Below are 17,933 nucleotides of genomic sequence, written 5' to 3' on the forward strand. Positions count from 1 at the left end.
ATGTTCCTTCTGTCTCTTGGATTTTTTCAACCATGACTCCTGGTAAGTTGAGGAGCTTTGTCATTTCTCTTTTCACAATTACTACTCTGGATTTTAGGTACAGTATGTTAACAGTTTAGCACACTAAGTACGGAAGACCCAAAAAAAATTATCGATATTTTGGGATGGTGCAACTTACCATGATTCTAAGCAGTTTCGAGAATACTTAAAGACAATTAATCAAGATTTATCAGAGGAAGACTGGTTGATAAGTTGTACGAAATTTGCTCCGAACGCTCCCGAACAAAATCCAGTCGAAGATATTTGGTTGCAAGTTAAAACTTTCATTAGACAATTTTATCATCTTTGCAGCTCTTTTAAAATAGTTAAGTGGTTATTTAAGTTTTTTGCTGATGGTCAAATATTCGATTTTCCAAAAATATTTCAGTATGGAAAATTGCCACAATCTATTTAGGATTGCTATAGCATGGGCATGAACTGCATCCGGCGTCGTCCACAATACATCACGTTGGCACAGAACAGACGGTAACCAAATCAATTCTGCCAACATTCGACCCACAGTTGATCGCGTAATATCTGCACCCGAAGCTGTCATCACCGGAAACAGCCCTAACAGTTTCCACCGCATCCCGCCAACGCCATCCACCATCCGATCAGAACCCCACACAGGTAAGCCATTCATCCGTACCGCCGCCCGCCAGATAAAACCTCGACGCCAACAGATGACTTGTTCGGCGGTGAAAGGAAGCCAACCCCGCAGTTTAATTTCACCATGCATCCGCAGTCGCACCGCAGAGGCTAATTTTGTTCCTGGCGCGATCGCATGGTTCAGATAGCGTTCTACCGCCTCAGGAAGCCCCACCAATTGATCAGCTTGAAAAACCGACTCGCTGGGTGGCGTTGACTCCCACAACTCCTCTAGGGAAACCGCTTGACTCATAGTTACCTCCAACCCCGATTCTTAAAAACAATTGTCCGGATTAAATCGTTATAATCCAGTATTTATTGTCAGCGAAGCAAACCGATTCATCAGGTTGCTCAAGGAAGGGAAAGCCCTCATTTTATACTACACAAATCGTCCCGCTTCCCTAATCACTATTCCCCATCGCAAATCACCAGGTTGCAATCCACCGAGTCATAAACCCAGCCAATCAGGTTGGCGTTTATAACGGCTAGTCCTATTGAAATTGTACCGATGTCACGTCAACATTTATCCAGTCCTCAGCGAAAATTCACTCGACGTTCATTTCTAGTCCTGGGTGGTGCGGCTTTAGCCCAAGGATTAGGACTTGTGTCCCCAGTCGCCGCCGAGTCTGTCAGTCTTCGCCGCAGTACGATTCTGGGAGTTCCCCTCTATCAAACTCATATTGATCTGACGAACCCCGATACATTTATCGCCATTGGTTTAGCCAATAATTCCACTCTGGGAAATCATCAAGGGGCGATTGGTGAAGAATCGTTTGGTAATATGGTTCGTCGCTATCACGCGGCTGTCGTCGCCAGTGGCACATTTTTTAGCAAAAAAGACCCAAAACGGCTGATGGGAAATATGGTATCAGCCGGGACGTTTATCAAATACAGTCCCTGGGAAAATTATGGCACGACGCTGGGATTGCGGGTAGGAAATAAACCCGAATTAGTGACAGCGCGAGTGGATGGAAAACCAGATTGGGGTCAACATTGGTTTTCGCTGACTGGGGGTCCAAGACTGCTGAGAAAGGGAAAAGTCTGGTTAGCGCCGCGTAGTGAAGGGTTTACTGATCCGCGTGTTATGGGTGTGGCGCATCGCTGTGCGATCGGGTTTCCAGCTAGTGGCAAAAAATTAGTCTTAGTCACGTTTCTAGCACCGTTACCCCTATGGCGAGAAGCGAAGGTAATGCGGGCAATTGGTTGTAGTGAGGCGATGAATCTAGATGGCGGTGCATCTAGCGCATTATACAACAGGGGGAGGATTTTGGTGAATCCAAAACGGACACTCACGAACGCGATCGTTGTGTATGATTCCCATCATCCTGCACCCACATTCTTACGTGAGACTTGGCAGAAGTTTCAACAAGGAGAACGACCTGTTGTTCCCCAGTTATTCAGGGTTTGAAGGATTAAAAAATATATCGTTTTAAAAAGAGCGATCGCCTGTCAGATCCCTGTAGGGGCGACCCGCTTAGCCTAATTAACACCACCCGTCCATTTAATTTTATCGGGTCGCCCTCTCCTCAAACCTTTGGGTTAAAACGTGTTTATGTAAGAATGTTGCCTATTCCCTATTCCCTCTCCCCACTACAACACTTATTCAGCCGCCCCTTGGGGGGAACGCTTGTTCAAGTCGCCGCGTAAGACATCATCCCCGTCACCGCCGAAGATGGTATCATTTCCCAGGTTGCCTGCGATGGTGTCATTACCGTCAAATCCGTTAATGCGATCGCTCCCTTGGGTGCCAACTAAAGTATCGTTATTGGGGGTGCCATTGATTCCTGAGCGGATACTGCCAAACACCACATAAGTTTCTCCTGCTAAAAAGTTACCGTTGGGTTCAGCACTGTATGCACCGATAATCAAGTCATCAACGCCATCTCCATTGATATCTCCGGCTCCACTCACTGAAACACCTGAGTAGTCACGCACATCAATGCCGTTGATGACAAAGCCATTGCTACCGTTGAGTTCAGATAGCTCAAGTGAAGCATTGAAACCTTCGCTGTTACCAAAGACCACATAAGTTTCTCCTGCACTCGAGTTACCGTTGGGGTCAGCAGAACGGGCACCGATAATCAAGTCATCAATGCCATCCCCATTGATATCTCCTGCTCCACTCACCGAAAGACCTTAGTTGGTCTGGGTTGGGGAGCAATGCTTAATATAGCTTAAAAAATAAATAGGGCTGTATCCAACCATCGGGCTTGGGGCGTTGTTTTTTGTGCAAAGGGTTCAGAGTGATCGGGAGATTCTGGTAGAAGCTTGTCACTCACCACACTCAATCTTGATATTGTAGAGCTGCTTGCTGCTTTGAGCATACTGTTTTTCCAGTCAGAGTGCGATCGCGTGCCAGAGTGCGATCGCACCCAAACAGTTCCCACTCACGTACTAGAGCGCTAGTCCATTACATTTGGGTGTATTACATCAACAAGTCTGGGCTAGAGATATGGCACTTTTGGGTAAGAAACAGCAACGACACAAAAAGCCGATCACTGACAAAGAGAGCCAGCGTTGGTTAACTGCCGATTATGCTACTCAGACTATGATTCCACCAGAAATTGCCGTCGTCACTGTGGCAGATCGAGAAGCCGACATCTACGAGTTGTTTATGCAGCCACGCCGCCCCAAGAGTGAGTTTCTCATTCGTGCTCAGCATAACCGCTCAGTCAAACCAACTCAAGAGCACCAACATATTGAGCGTCTTCAGCAAGCCATTCGCTTGCGTTCACCCTTGTGGTCAGCTCACCCTAGAACTCAGACGCCATCCAGAACGCCTTGCCCGTCAAGCTCACCTGACCCTGCATGCTACCACCCTCGAGTTACAACCTCCAGCTACTCATCCACAGCGACAGCACCTGCAACCAATTCGCGTTCAGGTAATTTTGTCTCTTAAGCTGTTCGGCATTTAAACCTTAATGTCAATAATGGCGAAAGGATGGTAGTGCGAGCATCTTGCTCGCTACCCATTCCCAATTTAAATGCATGACAGCTTACTGCATATTTGAATAGCAGTGGAAACAGGTAATTGTGTTGTGGTTGGGGCGTGAAGATGTGGAAAATGAACCCAGATTATGCCAAATCGAAGAGTAAAATTTCAGCATCGGTTGTTGCCGCTATTGCCACATCTGTTTCCTCACTCAAAGCCGCACCGTCTCCTGACTCTAAGGCTAACCCGTTCACCGTAACCGTACCTCGCGCTACCTGTAGCCAGCCATAGCGTTGAGGTGCCAGAGAATGAGTGATGCGATCGCGCTTTGTCAAGACTGCTGCATATACGTTTACATCTTGATGAATCGTCAGGGAGTTTTCTCTGCCATCACCTGAAGCAATTAAATGGAATTGTCCGGCATTCTTGGCGATGCCAAAGTTATGCTGTTCATAGCTAGGATGATGTCCATTTTTATCGGGCAAAATCCAAATCTGCAACAAGTGAACCGATTCCGTTTGTGAATGATTAAATTCACTATGACGAATCCCTGTTCCCGCACTCATCCGTTGTACATCACCGGGATAAATCACAGAACCATTTCCCATACTATCTTTATGTTCTAGCGCCCCATCTAAAACATAAGTAATAATTTCCATGTCCCGATGTCCGTGAGTACCGAATCCTGCACCCGGACTAACCCGATCCTGATTAATCACGCGCAGGCTACGAAATCCCATCGCGTTTGCATCGTAATAGTTAGCAAATGAAAAGGTGTGATAGGTGTCTAACCAACCGTAATTAGCATGTCCTCTGTCTTGAGATTTGCGAAGTTTAATCATTTGTCATTCGTCCTTTGTCCTTTGTTATCCCTATAACCATCGGACTGGGTTAGGTATTCATAGGGAGCATCCCAACAAAATATAGGGCTAAAGCCCTTACTACGAACCCAAGCTAATCTATCAAATTAGGTGTGCCACGCTAGTAGGGTGTGTTAGCGTAGCGTAACGCACCTTAACCAATATATATGGTGTGGCTGTGTAAGTCCTGATAGTTCAACTATAAAACCCATACCGCTATTATGGGAAGTATGCACTTTAAAGTAAGCTAGTTACCAAAACGATACTATGGCAACCAAACGCGCTGATCAGGAACGTGCCAATTGTCCGGTAGAACGGACATTAGAGGTTATTGGCGGTCGCTGGAAAGTCTTGATTCTGCGGGAATTATTGGCAGAGGTGAAGCGTTTTGGTCAGTTACATCGGGCTTTACATGGTATTACCCAGAAAATGCTGACGCAACAGTTACGAGAACTGGAAGCGGATGGTATTGTTCATCGGGAGGTTTATCTGCAAGTTCCGCCAAAGGTTGAGTATTCTTTAACACCATTAGGTGAGAGTCTTCAACCGATTCTTGAAGCGATGCATGAATGGGGGATAAAACATTTGACCCTTACACAAGACAAATGACAAATGACAAATGACAAATGACAAACGACAAACGAGGTTTAAGGGATGGCTTCAGCTAACCCCATACTAATTAACCTAAAGGCAATATGTTGCACCTGTTCTACCGGAAACTTGAGATTTTGTGCAATGGCATGAAGCGATACAGCGTCTTTACTATACTGCCAAATTTGCCATTCTAATGTATCTAGTCGATAGGACGGATAACCCGCAATTGTATTGAGTAAATTCTGATTCGGATCAGGTAATTTAGCTGCCAAGTTATCCCAATTGGGTAAAACGCGCAATCCCATTAAAGTGGCTTCTGTCGCCGGAATACTTAACCCAGTCATTTCTTGAGTAGGAATTACCGCCAGGGAATCAAATCGAAAAGAACCATCTTGCAGTTGAAACAGCACAGACAATTGCTGCAACAGTTGAATTTGAAACAGTTGTTCTAAGTTTAAGCGTGTTAAAACACCTTGTTGTTTTAAACAGACGCCTAATGGCTGATTAACGGGACAACACCATTGAACCAGTTTAGATAACACGCGATCGCTCACTAATTTACATTTGCTAATCAGGGAGATTAAACCTTGTCCATCATGGCGATTTGCTGCCGCGACAATGTGACCTTGTTTAACCCATAAGTAGTAAGTTCCGGTGGCTGGTGCCAAAGTATGAACTGTCAACAGCCCCGTCCTTTTGCCCTTTTCAAGTAACTGAAAAATCTCTGGTAATGATACGTCGCTTAAAGTACCGATAATACCCATCATTGTAATTACTAAGGCATTTGCCCTATCAAGTTGTTTCTTGCAGTTTGCCCTTAGTCCTCAAATAATACAACGCAAGATCACAAGTTAAGTTCACAACTTAACCACTGACTGGGTGATGTTGATGGCAAAGTCGGCTAGTTCAGGCAAAGCGTTCACAGTTTTTTCACGGTTTTAGTTTAGAATGAACAGTTTGAACAAATTCTGGCTCTTAACCGCATCTTAATCTGAATGTCACCAAAATATCAGCCTCCCAAACGTCAACGGGGAGTTATTCTTTCCGTTCAAGGTTGGCAGCGCCTAAATGCCGCGCAGCGCAAGTTAGCCTTTCAAGATAATCGGGGAAAACCTTACACCCTGGAACAATTAAGCGAACGTACCCATTTAAGCCCAAACACCCTGATCAAAGTACGACGGCGCACAATACCTGTCGATCGCAAAACCTTGATGTCCTATTTCAGCGCCTTTGATCTGACGCTTAATCCTAATGATTATACCAAAGCAGACAGCAAATTATCTGATTATGAGCAAGTTCCGCTCAAAAGTCCAGTCCCTCTCAATTCTCCCTTTTATATCGAACGTCTACCCATTGAATCCCTGTGTCACGAAACCTTGGTGAAACCAGGAAGTTCCATCCAAATTGTTGCCCCCAAGCAAATGGGTAAAACCTCTCTGATGACGCGAATCTTGCAGCAGGCTAGGGCGGAAGGCTTTTATACAATCCTTTTAAACCTGCAACTGGCAGAGTCTTCGATAGTCTGTAATTTAAATCGATTCCTGCAATGGTTCTGTGCGGTAGTGACACGGGGCTTAGATTTACCGCATCAAGTGCCAACCTATTGGGATGATATCTATGGCGGAAATGCTAACAGTACGTATTATTTTGAAACTTATCTCTTACCGAAACTTGATAATCCTTTGGTTTTAGCCTTAGACAACGCTGATCTACTATTGAACTATCCAGAGATTGCTCAAGAATTTTTTAGGTTACTGCAAAGCTGGGGTGAAAAAGCTAGCTATGGGGATAGGTGTAGCCAGATGTGGCAAAACTTGCGCCTTGTGATTGCGAATTCAACTGAAATTTACGCCATGCCTGGGGTGAATTCCATTGACTTTACAGCAGAATTATCGATTCAGTTGTCTGAATTAACCGAGGAACAAGTCCAAGATTTATTGATTCGCCATGGATTCAATTGGCATCCCCAACAGGTCAAGCAATTATATCAGTTTTTAGGGGGTCATCCTTCTCTGATTCAGCTAACTTTAAATGCGATTAAAACAGAAAATATTTCCATTGATCAATTCTTAGCAACCGTTACCGCAGAAGCAGACATTTATCGGGAGCATTTGCACCAGTGCTTATGGCATCTCCACCATGATTCAGGACTAATGAATGCTTTGATTCAAGTGCTCAATTCATCAACGCCTGTAGAATTCGAGCCAATTCTTACTCGTCGCTTGCAGAATCTGGGACTGGTGCAGGTAGATCAAGGCAAGGTTAGGCTGCGGTGTCAATTGTATCACCAATATTTTCGCGATCGCCTCAAACCCCTCGGCTTAAAATTCTCCCCCGAAACCCGCCAAGCTAGCATGGTGGTGATTGAGGGGGTCAACTTAACCGCTAACCTGCTGGCTCATCCGGAACCGACGTTTAACCAACTCTACAAAGACCTACAATTGTTTGTCCAGCTTGCTCAAGAATTTGACGGAAAAATTATCAAATCCATTGACCAAGGAATGTTAATTGTGTTTCCCAGTTGCCTACAGGCGGTTAACTTTGCCCAAGAGATTCAATTAACACTTCAATCCGCCGTTCAACGGGACTCAAATTCAGGACTCTGTTATCGGATTGGCATTCACTGGGAAGATGTTATTTTTTGTTACACGGGCGTGAGTGGACCCGGCGTCAAAATTGCCCACCATCTCACCGCAGAAGCCCCTCCTGGCGGGATTTTTATATCTCATAGCGTTTATGAGGCGATCGCGAACCATTTACCCCAGCCACCGCAACCGATGGGACAGTTGCAATTTGAGGACAGTGAACAACCAATTGCCCTTTACCAACTAAAATAAGCATTTTGGTAGCGCCAAAACCTTTGATATACCGTAGGGTGGGCAATGCCCACCAGCCTTAATTCAGTGGCATTCATACTAACTAACTAAACTCAAGGAAGCTAGTAACCTAATTACTGTTCATTGAGTCAAACCGCTACGCATTTCCTCGTCTGGGGTTTCTGTTGAGTCGGTGACATTCGCGATCGACGAACTATACTAATTGTTTTTGGCAAAACTCCAACTAACTGAGCAATCACGTCATCAGAGAGTTCATCAATAAGCTGGGCGTCGAAATATTTATAGAGTAAACGTAATAAGATTTTGGCACGGTGTAGCGGCACATAAGTGGTCATGGCATGTTGGGTAAACAAGATCCAGCGCTGCCGTAATTGATACGCTTTCTGGCGTTCGTACCGTGATTCAGGATAGACTAACGAAAGCGTACCAATGGGAACAACCCGCGTACAATCCGCATCAAAAAGCCCACCAACGGCAGCACCAGAACCCGCCAGTTCTGCATGATGACGGTGCATTATGATTAATGCATTACCACGAGTACTATTCACCCTGAGAAGTTGTCCTGTCTGTAACTGACTCAGGATTTCAGTGGGTTGAATAATGGGTTTGCGGATTAGGGCTAGCTCTGTCATGGCACCTCAAAAAAACCGGGCTATTATCTCTGATGATTAGGGGTAGATATTTAAGGAAATAATATTTTGTTGAAATTGTGACGTTGTTAACCAGAGCAGACCTTGAGTCTACTCGATTTTGCATCCAAAGCGACAAATTAAACTTTAGAAATTGATTGGTATTTAATCTTTATTCAACAGATATAGTAGGAGACTGTTGATGTTACTAAATGCCTGTGAATTTAAACGACCTAACCAAATTTGAGTAAAGGGATACAGAGAACAGGCAATAGTTAATTTAAATGTATCTTAGCCGAGCATTCCCCCACACTATCAGAGAAAATGAATTCAGAAACACTGTAACTTTAGATCAGGATGAATGGCAAATGACGAGAAATTACTGATAGTAGTATTGAGAATAAAATTAACTTTTTTATAAAGCTAATTTGGCTTAGTTTGAGCATTCTCCGACATTTACCCAGATTGTCATTTTGATTGATTTGAATGAGTATAACGACCTATTTATTATTTTAAGCCACACTTCACTAAAGAATTGGGAAATTTCTGAATTCTCATGTAAAGAGTTGATGAAGACGGCAGAAGGGGAGCAATGTGGAGACGTGCCATGGCGCGTCTGGGAGCGGGGGAAGCAGGGGGAGCAGGGGGAGCAGGGGGAGCAGGGGGAGCAGGGAGAGCAGGGAGAGCAGGGGAAGCAGGGGAAGCAGGGGGAGCAGGGGGAGCAGGGGGAGCAGGGGGAGCAGGGGAGCAATGTTCCAGACGTAGCTACGGAAGAGGCAAGAGTTCGCAGTAAAGTGAAGAAAGACTCACATAGATACACCCTCGTTGATTAGGGAAATAACCGCATAAATAGTCATGGCACCAGAAAGAATCGTTCTCCTATCGAGCCGAGAAATCGAGAAAATGCGTCAAGCTGGACGTTTAGCCGCCAAGCTCCTGGATCACATTGAACCCATGATTCAGCCAGGAGTCAGTACCTTGGAACTCAATGATGAAGCCGAGCGCTGGACTCAGGAACATGGAGCAAAAAGCGCTCCCCTCGGTTATCATGACTTTCCTAAGTCAATTTGTACCAGTATTAATGAAGTCGTCTGTCACGGTATCCCCAATGCTAAACAAATTCTGCAAGATGGGGACATTATCAATATTGATGTAACCCCGATTGTGGATGGATTTCATGGGGATACGTCTCGAACCTTCTTTGTCGGTACACCTTCACCCACCGCCAAAAAACTGGTTGAAGTTACCTACGAATGTATGATGCGGGGAATCGCCGCCGTGAAACCCGGAAACCGTATTGGTGATATTGGGGCGGCTATTCAGGAATACGCGGAAGCTAATGGTTTTTCTGTGGTGCGGGATTTTGTTGGACACGGCGTTAATCGAATCTTTCATACGGCTCCCCAGGTACCTCACTATGGTACTCGTGGTAAAGGAAAGCGTCTGCGCTCCGGGATGGTGTTCACCATTGAACCCATGATTAATGAAGGAACGTGGGAAGTGGAAATTATGGCGGATAAATGGACAGCGCTGACAAAGGATCGTAAGCTTTCGGCTCAGTTTGAGCATACTATAGCAGTTACGTCAGATGGGGTAGAGATTCTAACGTTACCCGAACCGATGACAACGATGAAATCGGCGTGATGCATTGGGATGGGGGAGAATTTCCTACTCCCTAATCACCAATTACTTGACCCCTCCCTAACCCTCCCCTTGACAAGGGGAGGGAACTCGAAGTTCGCTGCAACAAAACCTGTCCTTCGTCAACAGAAAGCGGATTCGATATAGTTTTGTAGGATAAGCTCACATCCTTCCAGAATGAATGGTTCACCGACTTGAAGGGCTGACGTCGGCAACAGGTTCTTAGTATTATCCTGGCATGAGTTTTGGCAGATACGGTGGTAGCGAACAAGGGCGACATCAAACCGACAAGGAAGATCACTTAAAGTAGGATTTTCTGCTAAAAATAGTTCGGCTGTTCGCCAAATTTTGGCTTGCTTAGAGGATGTAATCGCCAATTGACCATCAGCATCCCAATTCCCTCGACTGCGAGTTTTCACCTCGACAAAGGCTAAGATAGGTGACTCCGCGTTTGCTGGCAAGGGGGTAGGGGGCTGAAATTGGGGGTTTATATCCAGATTGGAGACAGGATTTTCCTTGACTTCTCCATCCCGATAGGCAATCAGGTCGATTTCTCCCCAGCGACAGTGCCATCGGTGATGTAAAATAGTCCAACCTTGGGCTTGTAACCAGGTGGCAACGAGTTGTTCTCCTAGTTGTCCTTTGTTAGTTGTCATTTGTCATTCGTCATTCGTCATTTGTTTATGTCATTTGTTTATGTCATTTTATATAATTGCTCAGAAACATCTACAGATTTCACCAATTATGTTCAGATTTATTTTAGTTGGGATAGCTAGCTTCTTAATTTTTATCGCTAGCCCTTTTACCCTAGCGATGCTTCACGCTGCCCCGGCTTTGGCTGTGGATTATAACAAAGAATATTTGGTTAATTCAGATTTTTCCGATCGCGTGCTGACTGATGCCAGTTTTAACCAAGCCGATTTGCGGGAAAGTAATTTTAGCCATGCGGATTTGCAGGGCGTTAGTTTTTTTGGGGCAAATCTGAAATTGGCGAATTTGGAAGGGGCAAATCTCAGTTACTCAACATTAGATAAAGCGCGTTTGAATGGTGCTAATTTGAAAAATGCTGTGCTTGAAAGTGCCTACGCTTTCAATGCTGACTTTGATGGTGCGACAATTGAGGGAGCTGATTTTACGGACGCTTTTCTTGATCCCAAAGCCGAAGAAAAATTGTGTCAAATGGCTACAGGTACAAACCCCACCACAGGTCGCCAAACTCGCGATACTTTATTCTGTTTTTAACTGTTAAGACTAGAGCTTACCATTAAATTGGGCGCAAAGCTTTGCGCCCCTACGGATTCTGGGGGTAAGGTTAATTCATCCAATTCGGTGTTTGTGGCGATTGGAATCAGAAAAAATGTACCATTGCTCCCCCTGCTTCCAGACGCGCCATAGCGCGTCTCTACGTTGCTTCCCCAGCTCCACCCACAACCACAACTTATTCAGCAATCCCTAACTATATGGGGGCAAATTTATGGATGTCTAAGATATTAGTTTGACGCATTTTTTGTAACTCTTGCAAGCGTTTATAGGCTTCCCGAATTCCTTGAGAATAGTATTCCTTACGTTTCGGGTCAGTAGCGAAATTTAGCTTTTGCCATTGTTCTAGACAATATCGCTTGTGTTTGTTCCAGGTCACGACTTCTAAACAAGCAGCGGCGGTGCGAATGGCTAAGGGAGTACGAGTAAGATCTTGACTACGCTTTTCATTTAAGTGGAATAAATGTTCCACCAGAACCATTTCCTCTGGAAACTGGATACTCCGATCTTGTAATAGGGAAATTAGCTTTTCAGGGTGCTGTAATAGGATAGATTGCGCGACAGATTGCACGTCTAAGATTTGCTGCCATAAAAATCGGTGAGGAGAAAGACTAAACAACAAATCCTTTGCATCTAAGATGTCGATAATCGTCTGGCGATATTCGGGACGATGTAGATAAATTCGTAAGAGTAAGGCTTCCGCTTCTTCGAGTAGACTGTGTTCTTGGCTAATGGATAAGTCAATCGAAATGGGTAAGTTTTGCTGCTTTAGATTGGACTTATCATCTTTCTTAATTGGAGTGATGCGTAATGTATTCAGTTGCGTCTGTAACGCTTGGACGAGTCGAGGAATCATTTGGGTTTCTCCCAGACTCAGCTTTTCGGCACAGTAGTTGATGTAATAGCTTTGCTGGTTAACGTCCTCTAATTTGTACAGCAATTTGACAATTTTCTGTGCAACTTGTTTAAATTGGGGGGCTTGCTTGAGATCTTTTCCGATTATGAGTTGATCAATCTGCCAATGTAACCATAAGGGCGCGTTTTGGAGTAGCTGTTGGTATTGTTCTGCCCCATCGGGGGTATGGGTGAGGAATTCGTCGGCGTCTTTACCATCAGGGAGGTTGAGTATCCGCAGTTGTACTTGTCCTTTGTAGGCTAAGTCGGCAATTTCTCCGATCGCACGTTCGGTGGCTGTGGTTCCGGCTTTGTCGGCGTCAAAGTTGAGGATGATTTGGTTGGATTCGGTGTAACGCAGCAGTAGGCGCATTTGATCCAAACTTAAGGCTGTACCCAAGGAGGCGACGACGTTGTGAATCCCTACCCGATGCAGCGCGATCGCATCAAAATAGCCTTCGACAACTACGGCTTGATCCTTATCCCCAATCGCGTTATAGGCTTTGTCTAAGGCATATAAGGTTTTCCCTTTATTAAATAGCGGCGTTTCCGGGGAATTGAGATATTTGGGAAGTTCATCACCCAATGCTCTCCCGCCAAACCCAATCACTCGCCCTTGACGATCATGAATCGGAATCATGATGCGATCGCGAAACCGATCATAATAGCCGTCTCCTGATTTACGGGGCAAAATTAATCCCGCATCTTTAACCAGTTGTACGGGTTTGCCTTTTTGTTCCACCAGATAACGGTACAGCGTTTCCCACGTCGCTGGTGCATAGCCTAACTGAAACTGTTGTAGGGTTTCCTCACCCAGATGTCGCTGCGATTGTAAATACTCCAGCGCTTGCTGTCCTTGGGGTTGTCGGAGTGCGTGCTGATAAAATGAGGCGGCGAGTGCCAAAATCTCATACAGTTGCTCCTGTAAGGATAGCTGACGCTGTAACTCCTGACGTTGTTCAGGTTCCAGGGTTTTCACTCGGATTTGATAGCGCCGAGCTAAGTCCAGAACCACCTCACTGAAGGACTGTTTTCCCGCTTCCATGAGGAATTTAATCGCAGTTCCACCCGTACCGCAGCCGAAGCAGTAGTACATTTGTTTGTTGGGACTGACGGTAAAACTGGGTGTCTTTTCGCCATGGAAGGGACACAAGCCCACATAGTCTTTACCCCGCTTTCGCAGCACAACTTGCTCCGAGACGATATCAACAATGTCTACTCGTTCTTTGACTTGGGCGATGGTGTCTGGGTGCAGCCGAGGAATTTGCACAGCGTTGTTCCTGAGAAATTGGTAATAGGCGAGTACATATCAAGGTTCTGGGCGACAGCAGGGATAGGGTAGCTTCCGTGAGCCGTTTTTCCAGAACCCAATACGTCTATTGTAATTATGTGATATCCCACACCCAAGGATCAATCATGAATTCAGCACAGACAATTATTCTCTCGCCATTGGAATTGAGAGTGATTGAGGAAATGAATAAAGTGCGAACTCAGCCCAGGTCTTATATTCCGCTTTTAGATAACTGGAAACAGCGGTTTTCGGGGAACCAGGTCAAACTTTCTCAACAGGTATTTTTACGTACCATTGAAGGTGTCAATGCGGTTGATGAGGCGATTGATTTTCTCCAATCCACTCGTCCTTTATCGCCGTTAAAGCTATCGCTGGGGATGTCGCAAGCGGCGAGGGATCATGTTCGTGATCAAGGAGAAACGGGCAATATCGGACATATTGGTGGCGATAACAGCACTCCTTTTATCCGTCTGAATCGGTATGGACGTTGGCAGATCACAGCGGGTGAAAATATTACTTATGGTGTGGCGCGGGCGGATGACATTATTATGCAATTAATTATCGATGATGGGGTTCGCGATCGCGGGCATCGAAACAATATCTTTAATTCCGCGTTTCAAGTTGCAGGTGTAGCCTTTGGCTATCATATTCAGTATCAAAATATGTGTGTCATTACTTATGCTGGGGGGTACAAGACGGCATAAGGCAGAAGGGTTGATTTTATTTCCACCAACCTACTTAAAAGGGCGCACGTCTGTGCGCCCCTACTTTAAATGCATGACCCCGGATTTTGTAACAAAACAATTTCTACCTGTTTTCCCAAGGGCGGGTTTAGTCACGTTATTGGTTTGTAGCAAAATGTTATCAGTAAAACCCGCCCCTACACCTGTGTCCCCTGCACTCCTGTACGAATCATCAGCAACATGGGAAGATAATCTCTGATAGCTGATGTGCCGTGTTCTAGGAGTGTAACCCTTGGTAACTATTCGCTGTCGGGAGATGACATTCCCGAATATAGAAGCGATCATTTTTGATAAAGATGGGACGTTAGAAGATTCACAAGCCTTTTTGCGAGAATTGGCGCATAAGCGATCGCGCTTGATTGATGCTCAAATTCCTGGTGTGGGTGAACCCTTGCTGATGGCGTTTGGCATTCAGGATGATACCCTTGATCCGACAGGATTGATGGCGGTGGGTAGCCGTCGGGAAAGTGAAATCGCAGCAGCGGCTTATATTGCCGAAACGGGGCGCGGTTGGTTAGAATCTCTGGAGATTGCCCGTAATGCCTTTGTCGAAGCAGAGCGATATCTCAAGGATGCTGCGGGAACTTCTCCGTTATTTGCTGGGAGTTTAGATGTCCTCAAATCCCTGTCTGAAGCGGGTTTAAAATTGGGAATTCTTTCGGCGGCTTCAACAGCAGGAGTGCAAGCCTTTGTCAAACGTCACCAGTTAGAGCCTTATATTCAATTACAACAAGGGGTTGATACAGACCTTAGTAAACCTGATCCGGCGTTATTTCTGCAAGCCTGTGAACGTTTGGGCGTTTCTGCGAGTGCAACGCTGATGGTGGGAGATTCAGCCGGAGACATGGCGATGGCAAGTCGTGCGGGTGCGGCGGGTTGTATTGGAATTAGCTGGGGAACATCGATTAATTTCCCAGATGCAGATGTCGCGATCGCACAATTGGATGAAATTCAGGTGTTATGAATTATTAATGATGAAAGATAGGGGAATCGGGGCGGGTTTAGTCACATTTAGGTGGAATGTTACTGACTTAAGCTGGGTTCGTAGTAGGCACTTTAGTGCCAGAAGCGCTAAAGCGCTTACTACAAACTCTTGGCATTCCATTTAGGTGAGAGAAGAAAGGATAATAGTGAAACCTGCCCCTACAGTACCTCTTCTCGGTTCCCTGTTCCCTGTTCCCTGTTCCCTGTTCCCTGTTCCCTGTTCCCTGTTCCCTACTTAAATAGGCAAACGCTCAATATCTCGATTGGAACCAATTACCACCATGGCAAACCCTTTAAACAGACGAGTTGTGGGGGCGGGATTAATCTCAAACTGATCATCTTGACCAACTGCCAACAAGTTTAAGCCATAGCGATTCCGCAGTTGCAGTTCCATCACGGTTTTGCCATTAAACTCTTCAGGAACTGATATCTCGACAATACTGTGATTCGGGTCTAACTCAAAGCGATCTAAAATAGAAGGCTGAGTCAGCGATCGCGCCAAAGCACAACCCGCTTCATATTCTGGATAAATCACCCGATCCGCGCCAACCCGTTCTAACAATTTACCATGAACTTCTGAAGACGCTTTAGCCACCACATATTGGACACCCGCTTCCTTAATATTCAGCGTGGTAATAATACTTTCCTGTAAATAGTTGCCAATCGCAATAATCACCGTATCAAACTCAAAAATTCCCGCCTCTTTCAAGGCTTTGGGATCGGTAGAATCGAGTTGAATCGCATGGGCGGCGATTTGGTCGGTCAAGACTTGACTAACCAGTTTTTCATTAATATCCGTTCCTAAAACTTCATGTCCCAGATGGTGTAAGGACGAGCAAACGCCTCGACCAAAACGCCCTAAACCAATGACAGCAAATTGCTTATTTTCGCGATGCAGATTCCGCCAGAACCCTACAGATGACCAACTCACACCCTTGTCCTTTCCTCAATGAAATACTATCAATCATAACCCTATACCCATTAGATTAGCATTATCCTACGAGTAGATTTTCTTCCGGATAACGAATGTGGCTAGGATGCGGATCGCCGAGAAGGGTTGCCATAAATGCTATGATTCCTACCCGTCCGATAAACATGGTTGCCACTAAAATCAGTTTTCCCAACGCCGAGAGACTGGCGGTAATACCCGTTGAAAGTCCCACCGTCGCGAAAGCCGATACCACTTCAAAGAGGAGTTGAATAAACGGAACCTGGGGATCAGTAATCGCGATTAAAATAGTCAAAATAATTACAGTGGTGACAGAACCAACCAGAACCGCCGTGGCTTTTAAGATTAGGTTGAGCGGAACCTGACGTCTGTACAGATAAACTTCCTCTTTTCCTTGTAAAATCGCCTTTGTACAACTTGCCAACACCCGAAACGTTGTCGTTTTCATACCGCCCCCAGTACCGCCGGGACTGGCACCAATAAACATAAAAGCAATTGTCATAAATAAACCCGCTGCTGTCATTTTACCGATATCAATGGTGTTAAATCCTGCCGTTCTAGTTGTCACCGACTGAAACCAGGCGTTTAAGAGTTTATCCCGAAAACTCAAATTTCCTAAGATGTCGGGGTTATTGACTTCGACAAAGAAGAAGGCAATTGTGCCTAAGATTAACAGGAATAGTGTTGTACTGGTTACCACTTTAAAATTCAGCGAAAAGGTTAGTTTTTCGTGTTTATACCGAAAGTGATCGCGTAACCAGAGATACAGTTCAAAAATCACAGGTTGACCAATTCCTCCCAATACAATCAGTCCTGAAATAATCACAAGTAACCAAACAGAGGACTGATAGCCCATTAAACTATCGGAAAACAAACTAAATCCAGCATTATTCCAAGCGCTAATACTGTGAAAAATAGATAACCACAAGCCTTGATTCCAACCTTGATCGGGAACAAATACGAGTAACAACAGGAAAAACCCGGTTAATTCAAAAATTAATGCTGTGGCAATAATTGAGCGAATGACAAACGAACTTTTTTCTAAGCCTGGACGATCAAACGCTTGTTGAATGGCTATTTTATGGCGCAAGTTAAACTTCCGACGCACTAAGAGTAACATAAAGGTCGTGGTTGTCATATAGCCTAATCCCCCAAGCTGGAATAAGGCAAGGACAAAAAACTGACCGACACCGGAAAAATAACTGCCCGTATCGACGACAGCTAAACCCGTGACACAGACAGCAGAGGTGGCGGTAAATAAGGCGGTAATTGGATCAGTCCACGTTCCATCCTGAGTAGAGAACGGTAAAATTAGGAGAAATGTGCCTACAGTAACCATGGCTAGGAATCCGAGGCAAATTGTGCGCGGGATAGTCATAAGTCGTCATTTGTCATTTGTCATTTGTCATTTGTCATTTGTCATTTGTCATTTGTCATTTGTCATTTGGTCGGGCGGGTTTTGCAGCCAAGCTAGGGATAACATTCAATATTAGTCCCTAAACCATTGGTGTCAACTTAAGGTGAAAGCTCGGTTGAGCAAGGGTGTCGGGTGTCGGGTGTCGGGTGTCGGGTGTCGGGTGTCAGGATGGAATTGTCTGTTGGAGGCGAAAAAACCTCACACCTACCACCATT

At 45.2% G+C, this 17,933-nt stretch carries 19 protein-coding genes and 1 pseudogene; 9 read left to right on the plus strand and 11 right to left on the minus strand.

The window, feature by feature from the left end; all coding sequences use genetic code 11:
* Nucleotides 1-145 precede the first annotated feature (145 nt).
* Nucleotides 146-454: pseudogene (locus RIG66_RS01230) on the plus strand (IS630 family transposase); the annotation flags it as partial.
* Here the strand turns inward: RIG66_RS01230 and RIG66_RS01235 are convergent.
* Complete coding sequence (locus RIG66_RS01235) at nucleotides 374-940, minus strand: DUF6544 family protein (RefSeq protein ID WP_446374444.1); 567 nt, start codon at nucleotides 938-940, stop codon at nucleotides 374-376. The pseudogene RIG66_RS01230 and the gene RIG66_RS01235 sit on opposite strands and share 81 nt — an antisense overlap.
* Nucleotides 941-1,195: 255 nt before the next feature.
* Between RIG66_RS01235 and RIG66_RS01240 the strand changes: the two genes are divergently transcribed.
* A complete protein-coding gene (locus RIG66_RS01240; RefSeq protein WP_446374446.1) occupies nucleotides 1,196-2,095 on the plus strand; it encodes a phosphodiester glycosidase family protein in 900 nt (299 codons plus the stop codon).
* Nucleotides 2,096-2,286: 191 nt separating this feature from the next.
* Here RIG66_RS01240 and RIG66_RS01245 read toward each other — a convergent pair whose 3' ends face one another.
* The 4 genes from RIG66_RS01245 to RIG66_RS01260 all read right to left on the minus strand — a co-directional run bounded on the left by RIG66_RS01245 (nucleotide 2,287) and on the right by RIG66_RS01260 (nucleotide 4,461).
* Nucleotides 2,287-2,814 (minus strand): calcium-binding protein, encoded by a 528-nt coding sequence (locus RIG66_RS01245; protein WP_446374448.1) that lies wholly within the window; start codon nucleotides 2,812-2,814, stop codon nucleotides 2,287-2,289.
* 47 nt (nucleotides 2,815-2,861) lie between these two features.
* A complete protein-coding gene (locus RIG66_RS01250; RefSeq protein ID WP_446374450.1) occupies nucleotides 2,862-3,074 on the minus strand; it encodes a hypothetical protein in 213 nt (70 codons plus the stop codon).
* A gap of 134 nt (nucleotides 3,075-3,208) precedes the next feature.
* Nucleotides 3,209-3,349, minus strand: coding sequence for a hypothetical protein (locus tag RIG66_RS01255; protein ID WP_446374452.1), 141 nt, complete (start codon nucleotides 3,347-3,349; stop codon nucleotides 3,209-3,211).
* A 413-nt stretch (nucleotides 3,350-3,762) separates the two neighbouring features.
* Nucleotides 3,763-4,461: a pirin family protein gene (locus tag RIG66_RS01260; RefSeq protein WP_446374453.1), complete on the minus strand. Its 699-nt coding sequence runs from the start codon at nucleotides 4,459-4,461 to the stop codon at nucleotides 3,763-3,765.
* 285 nt (nucleotides 4,462-4,746) lie between these two features.
* On the opposite strand from RIG66_RS01260, the gene RIG66_RS01265 reads away from it, so the two are divergent.
* Entirely contained in the window at nucleotides 4,747-5,088 is a 342-nt protein-coding gene (locus tag RIG66_RS01265) for a winged helix-turn-helix transcriptional regulator (protein WP_446374455.1), read from the plus strand.
* A 38-nt stretch (nucleotides 5,089-5,126) separates the two neighbouring features.
* Here RIG66_RS01265 and RIG66_RS01270 read toward each other — a convergent pair whose 3' ends face one another.
* The gene (locus tag RIG66_RS01270) at nucleotides 5,127-5,840 is read right to left on the minus strand and encodes a DUF4388 domain-containing protein (RefSeq protein ID WP_446374457.1); all 714 of its coding nucleotides are present in this window, start codon (nucleotides 5,838-5,840) and stop codon (nucleotides 5,127-5,129) included.
* A gap of 228 nt (nucleotides 5,841-6,068) precedes the next feature.
* Between RIG66_RS01270 and RIG66_RS01275 the strand changes: the two genes are divergently transcribed.
* Nucleotides 6,069-7,910 carry an AAA-like domain-containing protein gene (locus RIG66_RS01275; RefSeq protein ID WP_446374459.1) on the plus strand — a complete coding sequence of 614 codons (1,842 nt, stop codon included), beginning with the start codon at nucleotides 6,069-6,071 and terminating at the stop codon, nucleotides 7,908-7,910.
* Nucleotides 7,911-8,038: 128 nt separating this feature from the next.
* On the opposite strand, the gene RIG66_RS01280 is transcribed toward RIG66_RS01275, so the two are convergent.
* Nucleotides 8,039-8,542 (minus strand): hypothetical protein, encoded by a 504-nt coding sequence (locus tag RIG66_RS01280; protein ID WP_446374461.1) that lies wholly within the window; start codon nucleotides 8,540-8,542, stop codon nucleotides 8,039-8,041.
* 604 nt (nucleotides 8,543-9,146) lie between these two features.
* On the opposite strand from RIG66_RS01280, the gene RIG66_RS01285 reads away from it, so the two are divergent.
* Together RIG66_RS01285 and map are read left to right on the plus strand one after the other, a co-directional pair.
* Nucleotides 9,147-9,332, plus strand: coding sequence for a hypothetical protein (locus RIG66_RS01285; protein ID WP_446374463.1), 186 nt, complete (start codon nucleotides 9,147-9,149; stop codon nucleotides 9,330-9,332).
* A gap of 62 nt (nucleotides 9,333-9,394) precedes the next feature.
* On the plus strand, nucleotides 9,395-10,183 hold the full coding sequence (gene map / locus RIG66_RS01290) for a type I methionyl aminopeptidase (RefSeq protein WP_446374465.1): 789 nt from the start codon (nucleotides 9,395-9,397) through the stop codon (nucleotides 10,181-10,183).
* Between the two features lie 119 nt (nucleotides 10,184-10,302).
* Here map and RIG66_RS01295 read toward each other — a convergent pair whose 3' ends face one another.
* Nucleotides 10,303-10,836 carry a YraN family protein gene (locus RIG66_RS01295; RefSeq protein WP_446374467.1) on the minus strand — a complete coding sequence of 178 codons (534 nt, stop codon included), beginning with the start codon at nucleotides 10,834-10,836 and terminating at the stop codon, nucleotides 10,303-10,305.
* An 88-nt stretch (nucleotides 10,837-10,924) separates the two neighbouring features.
* Here RIG66_RS01295 and RIG66_RS01300 point away from each other — a divergent pair, with 88 nt between their 5' ends.
* Nucleotides 10,925-11,422 (plus strand): pentapeptide repeat-containing protein, encoded by a 498-nt coding sequence (locus tag RIG66_RS01300; RefSeq protein WP_446374469.1) that lies wholly within the window; start codon nucleotides 10,925-10,927, stop codon nucleotides 11,420-11,422.
* A gap of 214 nt (nucleotides 11,423-11,636) precedes the next feature.
* Here the strand turns inward: RIG66_RS01300 and dnaG are convergent, their stop codons facing one another.
* Nucleotides 11,637-13,604, minus strand: coding sequence for a DNA primase (dnaG, locus tag RIG66_RS01305; RefSeq protein WP_446374471.1), 1,968 nt, complete (start codon nucleotides 13,602-13,604; stop codon nucleotides 11,637-11,639).
* Between the two features lie 146 nt (nucleotides 13,605-13,750).
* On the opposite strand from dnaG, the gene RIG66_RS01310 reads away from it, so the two are divergent.
* Together RIG66_RS01310 and RIG66_RS01315 are read left to right on the plus strand one after the other, a co-directional pair.
* On the plus strand, nucleotides 13,751-14,329 hold the full coding sequence (locus tag RIG66_RS01310) for a CAP domain-containing protein (RefSeq protein ID WP_446374473.1): 579 nt from the start codon (nucleotides 13,751-13,753) through the stop codon (nucleotides 14,327-14,329).
* Nucleotides 14,330-14,600: 271 nt separating this feature from the next.
* Nucleotides 14,601-15,332 (plus strand): HAD family hydrolase, encoded by a 732-nt coding sequence (locus RIG66_RS01315; protein WP_446374475.1) that lies wholly within the window; start codon nucleotides 14,601-14,603, stop codon nucleotides 15,330-15,332.
* A 255-nt stretch (nucleotides 15,333-15,587) separates the two neighbouring features.
* Here the strand turns inward: RIG66_RS01315 and RIG66_RS01320 are convergent, their stop codons facing one another.
* Entirely contained in the window at nucleotides 15,588-16,283 is a 696-nt protein-coding gene (locus RIG66_RS01320) for a potassium channel family protein (protein WP_446374477.1), read from the minus strand.
* A 61-nt stretch (nucleotides 16,284-16,344) separates the two neighbouring features.
* Entirely contained in the window at nucleotides 16,345-17,679 is a 1,335-nt protein-coding gene (locus tag RIG66_RS01325) for a TrkH family potassium uptake protein (protein ID WP_446374479.1), read from the minus strand.
* Nucleotides 17,680-17,933: the final 254 nt, after the last annotated feature.

The sequence above is a fragment of the Coleofasciculus sp. E2-BRE-01 genome, from assembly GCF_040221695.1.
Lineage (GTDB): Bacteria > Cyanobacteriota > Cyanobacteriia > Cyanobacteriales > Coleofasciculaceae > Coleofasciculus.